Raw genomic sequence first — 8,156 nt, 5'->3', positions numbered from 1 at the left:
GGGCAGGAACGGCGATCAGCCCGGCGTACAGGCAGCCGAAGAAGGCCGCCACGTACTCCAGCCCCGGCGGGTACGCCAGCAGCACGCGGTCGCCCGCCGCGCACACCGCCTGCAGCTGCGCGCCGATGGCCCGCGCCTGCGCGTCCAGCTGCGTGAAGCTCAGCCGCGCGCCGGCGCGCTCACCCTGCTCCAGCCAGGTGAACGCCGGTTGGCCGCCGTCTTCGCGCGCGCGCTGTTCCAGCGCCGCCACCAGGCTGTGCATCTGCGCTACCGGAGCTTTCTTCAAGGATGACCTCTCGCGCGTGCGCAACCACGGCGCGGTCCGGCGCCATGGCGCGGGACACGCCAACAAAAAATGGAAAAGGATAGTGGGGAGAACTCACCGGGATGGCAGCAGCCTGCCGGCAAATGGAGGGATCGGGTCCCGGCCGGCGGCGTGAAGAGGTGGACTTTTTCCGAGGGCCCGTTCCCGAACAACGGGGTTTTCCCTAGCACCAAGGTTCTCTAAATTCAAATGCGCGGGTACTCGCTTGTTTCTTCGGGATTTTCGTTCGCGGCTAATCGCGAACGTCACTTGCTTATGAAACCACAAGCCCCGCATTCAGCCCATCGGTTGCGGTGGTGCAGCTTGCAAAGATTGGTTCAAATTGCGAGGCAGGATCCGTGCCGGGCGCGTCGCCGGCTGACGCGTTCGCGCTAAGGCAGGCCCAGGTCGCTGGCGAGCCGCTCAAGCAGTTCGGCGGGGGTCGCCGCGAAACGCAGGAACGCGAGTTCCTCCGCGCGCACCACCCGCCGGGCAACCAGGTCCTTCAGCCGCGCGTCCAGCGACCGCCACACCGTGGCGCGGTCACCCAGGAAGTAGACCGGCACCGGCGCCTGCTGCCCGCTTTTGATGGTCTCGATCACTTGGTAGATCTCCCATTCGGTGCCGGTTCCGCCCGGCGCGATCACGACGGCGGCCGCGTGGCGGATCATCGCGGCTTCGCGCTGCACCACGCTGGTGAAGATCAGGCCGTCGGACACGTAGGGGTTGAAGGCCTTGGAAGGATCGCCGCCGTACGGCCGCTCCGCGCTGGCCTGGGCGGGAGCGGCCGGCCGGTCGTAGTAGGTGGTGTACCCGATGCTCGGGCCGCCGGCGGCTTGCGCGCCTTCGTTGGCCGCTTCCATGAGGCCCGGGCCGGCGCCGGTCAGGATGGGAAGCCTGCGCCCGTGCTTCGCGGTCCACAGGAGCGCGAACTCGCGCACGGCGGCGAAGATGCTGTCGTTCTCGCGCGGCGTCTCGTCGCACCGGCCTGCAGCGTCGCACGCGCGGTTGTCCTTCGCGATGCGCGAACTGCCGAACAGCGTGACGAAGCCGCGCGGATGCTTGCCGGCCTTGAACGCATCGGCGCAGTGGATGTCGCGCGCCGCATCCAGCGCCGGGATGGCGTTCTCCATGCCGGCATAGCGGCCGACGTAGGAGGCGTTGGCGACGGCGGGCGAGGTCGTGCAGGAAAAATGCAGCCCGATCTGCTGGGCACCAGCGCCGGCGCCGGGCGATGCCGGAATGCCCGTGCAGGCGGCGAGAGCGCAGGCCGCGGCGCCTGCGAGAACCAGTCTGTGCATGTCTTCCCCAGTTTCCGAGCATGGACTGTAGGCCATCGCGGGCCGCTACTGAGCCACTACCATTGGCACATGCGCATCCACGATCTGACCCAGCGCCTGCGCGCCGCCGGCGCGGGCCCGACCCACGAGCGCCGCATCCTGCGCCTGTGGTCGCAGGCCCTGCCCATGGACGCGGGCAAGCGGCGCATCGGCGACTTCCTGCCGGCGAACCTGCTGGCCGCGCTGCCGGCCATCGAGGCCGGGCTGGCCGCATTGGCGCGCATCCACTCGGTGCACCCGGGCGCGGACGGCTCCGAGCGGCTGCTGGTGGCGCTGGCCGACGGCCAGACCGTGGAAAGCGTGCTGCTGCCGCGCGACGGCCTGTGCATCTCCTCGCAGGTGGGCTGCGCCGTCGGCTGCCGGTTCTGCATGACCGGGCGCGACGGCCTGATGCGCCAGCTGGGCAGCGCCGAGATGGTGGCCCAGGTGGCGCTGGCGCGCGCGCGGCGGCCGGTGAAGAAGGTGGTTTTCATGGGCATGGGCGAGCCGGCGCACAACCTGGACAACGTGATGGACGCCATCGCGCTGCTGGGCACGGCCGGCAACATCGGCCACAAGAACCTGGTGTTCTCCACCGTCGGCGACCCGCGCGTGTTCGAGCGCCTGCCGCAAAGCCCGGTGAAGCCGGCGCTGGCGCTGTCCCTGCACACCAGCAAGCCGGCCTTGCGCGAACAGCTGCTGCCGCGCGCGCCGCGCATGGCGCCCGAGGAGCTGGTGGAGGCCGGCGAGCGCTATGCCCGCGCCACCGGCTACCCCATCCAGTACCAGTGGACGCTGCTGGAAGGCGTAAACGACGGCGACGACGAGATCGAAGGCATCGTGCGACTGCTGTCGGGCAAGTACGGCGTGCTGAACATGATCCCCTTCAACGCCGTGGACGGGATCGATTTCCGCCGGCCGACATCGGAGCGCACCGCCGAGATCGCCCGCACCCTGCACCGCCGCGGCATCCTCACCAAGCTGAGGCAGTCGGCGGGCCAGGACGTGGAAGGCGGCTGCGGCCAGCTGCGCGTGCGCGCCCGCGAAGCCGCGGGCGACCCGAGGTTTCGGGTGTCCGTCCGCAGTTGACGGCAACCTCCGCGCCGTTCGCCCTGAGCCTGTCGAAGGGCCGTTCGACAGGCTCAGGGCAGGCTTCGACAAGCTCAGCCCGAACGGTTTGCGTGGCGCTCGCCGCGCCTCAGGCGTGCGCCTTCAGCAGCCGCCCCAGCGTGGCGATGCCCTGGCCGATGGCCTCGTCCGACGGCGTGGAATAGCTGAACCGCGCGTGGTTCTTCTCCTGCGCGCCCGGGAAGAACGTTCCGCCGGGCACATAGGCCACGCGCCCTTGCGGCACAGCGTGGTCGCGCATGAAGTCCGCCGTGTCGAAACCCTGCGGGAACGTCACCCAGGTGAACAGGCCGCCATCGGGATCGGTGAAGCGCACGTTGGCGGGAAAGTGCTCGCGCATGGCGCCCAGCATCAGGTTCTTCTTGCGCAGATAGGTGCGCCGGATGTTGCCGATGTGCGTCTCGAGATCGAAGGTGTCCAGGAAGGTGGAAACCGCCGACATGTTCAGCGTGCTGCACTGCGTGTCGGCCGCCAGCTTCAGCAGCCCCAGCCTGTCGATGAGCGGCTCCGATGCCGCGAGCCAGCCCAGGCGCAGGCCCGGCGCCAGGATCTTGGAGAAGCTGCCCAGGTAGATCACCCGGCCTTCGGTGTCCAGGCTGGCCAGTGTGGGGATCGGTTCGCCGGTGTAGCGGATGTCGCGGTACGGCGAATCCTCCAGCACCAGGAAGTCGAACTGCGCGGCCAGCGCCAGCAGTTTCCTGCGGCGCGCCAGGCTCATCGTCACGCCGGTCGGGTTGTGGAAATCGGGCACCGTGTAGAGGAACTTGACGCGCTGGTTGCCGCGACTTCAGCGCGGCCTCCAGTGCGTCCATGTCCATGCCATCGCCGTCCATCGGAATGCCGAGGTAGCGCGGCTGGTACGGGTTGAATGCGATCAGTGCGCCCAAGAAGGTGGGGCTTTCGGTGACGACCAGGTCGCCCGGGTCGACGAACATCTTGGCGACCAGGTCCAACCCCTGCTGCGCGCCCTGCGTGATGAGCACGCGGTCGGGGCCGCACGCCACGCCCTCGCCCGCCATCCTCGCGGCGACCTTGCGGCGCAGCTCCGGAATGCCGTTGGACACGGTGTACTGCAGCGTCGCCTGCCCCATGCCGGCGATGGCCGCGTGGTAGACGGCAGCCAGTTGCTCGGTGGGGAACAGCTCCGCGCTGGGATAGCCGCCGCCGAACGAAATGATGCGCGGATCGGCGCCCAGCGCCAGCAGCTCGTGGATGGCCGAAGGCTGCACGTTCGCCATGCGCGCGGCGAAGTGCGAATGTGTCGGGAGGTCCATTTTTCCATTCTAGGTGCGGCGTAGCGGCGCGGTCCTACTAGACTTGGTGATGAACAAGGCGAAAGCAAAGACAAAAACCACCGCGACTGCCTGGGCGCCATGGCGGATGCAGGCCCCGGACCCGACGTTCAGCCTGGCCGCGCTGGACCCCGGCGCCAAGCCCTTCTCCTGCGGCGACAAGCAGGAAGACCGCGCCCAGGTGGAGCGGCTCGCGCAGGAGCTGGATGCGCTGCAGGACCTGCTCTATGCCGACCGCCGCTACAAGCTGCTGGTGGTGCTGCAGGGCCTGGACACCAGCGGCAAGGACGGCACGCTGCGCGCCGTGTTCGGCCGCATGAGCCCGATCGGCGTGCGCACCGTTGCCTGGAAAGCGCCGAGCGAGGCCGAGCGCGCGCACGACTTCCTCTGGCGCATCCACCAGCAGGTTCCCGGCACGGGCGAGATCGTCGCTTTCAACCGCAGCCACTACGAGGACGTGCTGGTTCCCGTGGTCGGCCGCGGCATCGACGCCAACGAGCAGCAGCGCCGTTTCGCGCAGATCAACGACTTCGAGCGCATGCTGACCGAGACCGGCACGGTGGTCCTGAAGTTCATGCTGCACATTTCCAAGGACGAGCAGCGCGAGCGCTTGCAGCAGCGGCTGGACGACCCCGACAAGCGCTACAAATTCCAGCGCGGCGACCTCGACGTGCGCCGCCAATGGGACGCCTACCAGCAGGCCTATTCGCAGGCGATCGGAGCCACCTCGACCGCGGGCGCGCCCTGGACGGTGGTGCCGGCGGATTCCAAGACGCACCGCAACCTGATGATCGCGCTGGCGCTGCGCGATGCATTGCGCGGGCTTGACCTGCGCTACCCGGACGACCCGACGCTGCAGGGCCTGCGGGTGGAGTAGCGCAGCCTCAGCCGAAGCGCGCCGCCGAGCGGGCCTTGGCCTTGGCGGCCTCTTCCTCGCGGTTGCGCGGTTCGGACGCCGTGACCAGCGCCGCGATCAGCGTGCGCGCCGACGCGGCGATCTCCTGCACAGCCTGGTCGAACGCCGCCTCGTTCGCTTTTGACGGCACGCTGAAGCCGCTGAGCTTGCGCACGAATTGCAGCGACGCGTCGCGGATCTCCAGCTCGGTGGCCGGAGGCTCGAAGTTGAACAGGGTTCGGATGTTGCGGCACATGACGGGAATGAGGATAACGCTGGACGCACCGGCTCAGGTGGCCAGCGCCCGCCCGGTTCGGGCAAATGCCCGCGCCTGCGCCCGCAGCCAGTCGCAAAAAGCGCCAACCTGCGGGCGCGCCGCCGCGGCACGCGTGGTCAGCAGCCAGTAGCGGTAGGGGCCGCGCACGCCGGTGCCGGGCGCCACCGCCAGCAGGCCCTGGCGCACCGCGTCGGCCGCCAGCACATCCGAGGCCACCGCCACGCCCTGCCCGGCCGCCGCGGCGTCCAGCGTGAGATAGCTATGCGAGAAGCGTAAGCCCTGGCGCAGCGCCGCCGGCGGATGCGCGACCTGTCGGGCCGCTTTGTGCGCCGCTTCTTGCGCGGCGAACCAGCGCGGCCAGTCCACCTGCTCGGGAATGCGCGGCTCGTGTTCGTCGTGCAGCAGGGTCTGGGCCAGCAGGTCGCGCGGCGCGCGCAGCCGCCGCGCCATGGCCGGCGAACACACCGGCCAGTAGGTTTCGCGCAGCAGCGGCGCGGCCTCCAGCCCGGCGTAGGGGCCGGTGCCCAGGCGGATCGCCACGTCGACGCGCTCGGCGGCGAAGTCCACCGGCGGCACCGACGCCAGCAGGCGCACCTCCACCGCCGGATGCTGTTCGCGAAAGCTCCCCAGCCGCGGCATCAGCCAGCGCGTGACGAACGAGGGCATGGCGGTAACGGTGACCTCGTCGGAGGCGCCATGGTCCTTCAGCGCCAGCGAGGCGCGCTCCAGCTCCTGCAGCAGCTCGCGCACTTCGCCGAAGTAGCGCCGCCCCGCTTCCGTCAGCGCGACCGAGCGCGGGCCGCGCGCGAACAGCATCACGCCCAGCCAGTCCTCCAGCTGCCGCACCTGGTGGCCCACCGCGCCGGGCGACACGCACAGCTCTTCGCCGGCGCGGGAAAAACTGGCGTGGCGGGCGGCGGCCTCGAAGGCGCGCACGGCGGCGAGGGGCGGCAGGCGAAGCATAGGTGCAATCGTATTGCATCTCAGCAGCCAAAGTATTGGTTTGTGCCGGCGACGCGCGCTCCCTATTCTTGGCAGCATCCCATCCACCAGGCTCAACGCCATCGAGCCAACCACCAGGAGCATCTTTCCATGGACCTGCAGATCCACGCCCAGGCCGGCACCGGCCTGTCCCCGGGCTACCACAAGGTGCTGGTGCCCTGGGCCGTCCAGGGCGGCCTCAACCCGCCGGTGGTCACCCATGCCAAGGGCTGCCATTTCTACGACGCGCAGGGCAAGCGCTACCTGGATCTCACCAGCGGCTACGTCGCCGTGTCGCTCGGACACGGGCATCCGAAGGTGGTGCAGGCAATCCAGGCGCAGGCCGAGCGCATGTGCTGGGTGGCGTCGGGCTATTTCAACGACGTGCGCGCCGAGTACGCCGAGCTGCTGTCCGGCGTCGCGCCCTGGGCCGAGGGCAGCCGCGTGCACTATGCCTGCGGCGGCGCCGAGGCCAACGACGACGCCGTGAAGATCGCGCGCCTGGTGACGCGCCGGCCCAAGGTGCTCACCGCCTACCGCAGCTACCACGGCGGCACCATCGGCGCGAGCTCCATGACCGGCGTGGATCGCTGGCGCGACCCCTTCCCGGCGCTGCCCGGCATGGTGAAGTTCTTCGCGCCCTACCCTTACCGCAGCCCGTTCCACGCGGCAAACGACACCGAGGAGACGGAACGCGCGCTGGACCACCTGCGGCGCGTCGTCTCGCACGAAGGCGCCGGCAACGTCGCCGCCATCGTGTTGGAGCCGGTCACCGGCTCCAGTGGGCTGGTGGTCTATCCGGCCGGCTACCTGGAGGGCGTGCGCGCCCTGTGCGATGCGCACCGCATCCTGCTGGTGTTCGACGAGGTCATGACGGGCTTCGGGCGCACCGGCGCCGCCTTCGCGGCCAACCGCCTTGGCGTGGCACCCGACCTGCTGTCGTTCGCCAAGGGCGCCAGTTCCTCCTACACGCCGCTGGGCGGCGTGCTGGTGCGCGAGGGCATCGCACGCCATTTCGACACCGAATTGTTCGACGTCGGCCACACCCATGCCGGCCACGTGCTGGCGGTGGCCGGCGGCCTGGCGGCGCTGAAGGTGTACATCGAGGAAGGCCTGTTCGAGCGCGCCCGCGAGATCGAAGGCTGGCTGCGCCAGGGCCTGGGCGAGCTGCAGGCGCGCCACCGCAGCGTGGGCGATGTGCGCGGCCTGGGCGCGATGTTCGGGCTGGAGCTGGTGCGCGACCGCGCCAGCCGCGAGCCGCTGGTCGAATGGCACCACCCGGGCGGCTCGGCGCCCATGAAGGCGTTCTACGGCGAGCTGCTGCGCCGCGGCGTGCATGCCTATGGCCGCTACAACGTGGTGATCGTCACGCCGCCGTTGGTCATCACCAAGGCTGAGCTCGACGAGGGATTCGAGGCGCTGGATGCGGCGCTGACGGTGATGGAAGTCGCATGCTGAAGCGCGGCATTACGTGCAGCGTCGCGGGCCGCCGACGTATGGCATCGTGATCGTCCGACATGGCGTTCCGCAGCGATCCGCATACTCGCTGAATGCTACAAATTCCCATTTCCTCTCCGACGCACGCCCCGGCGCCCCCCATCGATTTCAATGCATGGGCTACCGCGCTCGGCACCGACGAATGGGAGCTGCGCGGCGCCGTGCGCGTCCATGGCTACCAAAAAACGGCCCTCATGATGGGCCCTCCCCCGCTGGAGGCCCTGCGCGCGCCGCGCGTGAGCACCACAACCGCCATGGCCGACGCCATCGCCGCCTGAGCTTCAGGCATTGCCACCCAGCCCAGCTGCGCCAGCAGCAGGCTGGCCGTGGGTGGTGGCAGCTAGTGTGGTGCGCGCCTCTGTTCTGTACTTATCGTGAGATCGCAGCCAATGCAGCCTTGGCTCTGGTGACCTTGGCCAGGATGTCCGAAGCACTGGCTGTCCAGATGAATGGTTTGGGGTTG

Annotated in this window: 8 protein-coding genes and 1 pseudogene; 4 read left to right on the top strand and 5 right to left on the bottom strand. The window is 69.4% G+C overall.

Annotated elements, in window-relative coordinates:
* Together H0U68_RS20500 and H0U68_RS20495 are read right to left on the bottom strand one after the other, a co-directional pair.
* Positions 1-286 (bottom strand): AMP-binding protein (locus tag H0U68_RS20500; RefSeq protein WP_296358754.1); only part of this gene is annotated, 286 nt, incomplete at its 3' end.
* A gap of 410 nt (positions 287-696) precedes the next feature.
* Positions 697-1,605 (bottom strand): LOG family protein, encoded by a 909-nt coding sequence (locus H0U68_RS20495; RefSeq protein WP_296358753.1) that lies wholly within the window; start codon positions 1,603-1,605, stop codon positions 697-699.
* Between the two features lie 69 nt (positions 1,606-1,674).
* On the opposite strand from H0U68_RS20495, the gene H0U68_RS20490 reads away from it, so the two are divergent.
* A complete protein-coding gene (locus H0U68_RS20490) occupies positions 1,675-2,712 on the top strand; it encodes an RNA methyltransferase (RefSeq protein ID WP_296358752.1) in 1,038 nt (345 codons plus the stop codon).
* 109 nt (positions 2,713-2,821) lie between these two features.
* Here the strand turns inward: H0U68_RS20490 and H0U68_RS20485 are convergent.
* Positions 2,822-3,842: pseudogene (locus H0U68_RS20485) on the bottom strand (PLP-dependent aminotransferase family protein).
* 289 nt (positions 3,843-4,131) lie between these two features.
* On the opposite strand from H0U68_RS20485, the gene H0U68_RS20480 reads away from it, so the two are divergent.
* Positions 4,132-4,920, top strand: a complete 789-nt coding sequence (locus H0U68_RS20480) for a PPK2 family polyphosphate kinase (RefSeq protein ID WP_296358751.1) — start codon at positions 4,132-4,134, stop codon at positions 4,918-4,920.
* A 7-nt stretch (positions 4,921-4,927) separates the two neighbouring features.
* Here the strand turns inward: H0U68_RS20480 and H0U68_RS20475 are convergent, their stop codons facing one another.
* Positions 4,928-5,194 (bottom strand): DUF2277 domain-containing protein, encoded by a 267-nt coding sequence (locus H0U68_RS20475; protein WP_296358750.1) that lies wholly within the window; start codon positions 5,192-5,194, stop codon positions 4,928-4,930.
* A gap of 33 nt (positions 5,195-5,227) precedes the next feature.
* On the bottom strand, positions 5,228-6,178 hold the full coding sequence (gene gcvA / locus H0U68_RS20470) for a transcriptional regulator GcvA (protein ID WP_296358749.1): 951 nt from the start codon (positions 6,176-6,178) through the stop codon (positions 5,228-5,230).
* Positions 6,179-6,307: 129 nt separating this feature from the next.
* Between gcvA and H0U68_RS20465 the strand changes: the two genes are divergently transcribed.
* Positions 6,308-7,654, top strand: coding sequence for an aminotransferase class III-fold pyridoxal phosphate-dependent enzyme (locus tag H0U68_RS20465; RefSeq protein WP_296358748.1), 1,347 nt, complete (start codon positions 6,308-6,310; stop codon positions 7,652-7,654).
* A 92-nt stretch (positions 7,655-7,746) separates the two neighbouring features.
* On the top strand, positions 7,747-7,971 hold the full coding sequence (locus H0U68_RS20460; RefSeq protein ID WP_296358747.1) for a hypothetical protein: 225 nt from the start codon (positions 7,747-7,749) through the stop codon (positions 7,969-7,971).
* Positions 7,972-8,156: the final 185 nt, after the last annotated feature.

Origin of the sequence: Ramlibacter sp. (assembly GCF_013697775.1) — a bacterium.
GTDB lineage: Bacteria > Pseudomonadota > Gammaproteobacteria > Burkholderiales > Burkholderiaceae_C > Ramlibacter.
Note: the sequence above shows the minus strand (reverse complement) of the source record. Positions and strands in the feature narration are given on the sequence as shown.

Coding starts and splice junctions, on each gene's coding strand:
- H0U68_RS20495 (WP_296358753.1), bottom strand. CDS start 1,605: ATGCACAGACTGGTTCTCGCAGGCGCCGCGGCCTGCGCTCTCGCCGCC.
- H0U68_RS20490 (WP_296358752.1), top strand. CDS start 1,675: ATGCGCATCCACGATCTGACCCAGCGCCTGCGCGCCGCCGGCGCGGGC.
- H0U68_RS20480 (WP_296358751.1), top strand. CDS start 4,132: ATGCAGGCCCCGGACCCGACGTTCAGCCTGGCCGCGCTGGACCCCGGC.
- H0U68_RS20475 (WP_296358750.1), bottom strand. CDS start 5,194: ATGTGCCGCAACATCCGAACCCTGTTCAACTTCGAGCCTCCGGCCACC.
- gcvA (WP_296358749.1), bottom strand. CDS start 6,178: ATGCTTCGCCTGCCGCCCCTCGCCGCCGTGCGCGCCTTCGAGGCCGCC.
- H0U68_RS20465 (WP_296358748.1), top strand. CDS start 6,308: ATGGACCTGCAGATCCACGCCCAGGCCGGCACCGGCCTGTCCCCGGGC.
- H0U68_RS20460 (WP_296358747.1), top strand. CDS start 7,747: ATGCTACAAATTCCCATTTCCTCTCCGACGCACGCCCCGGCGCCCCCC.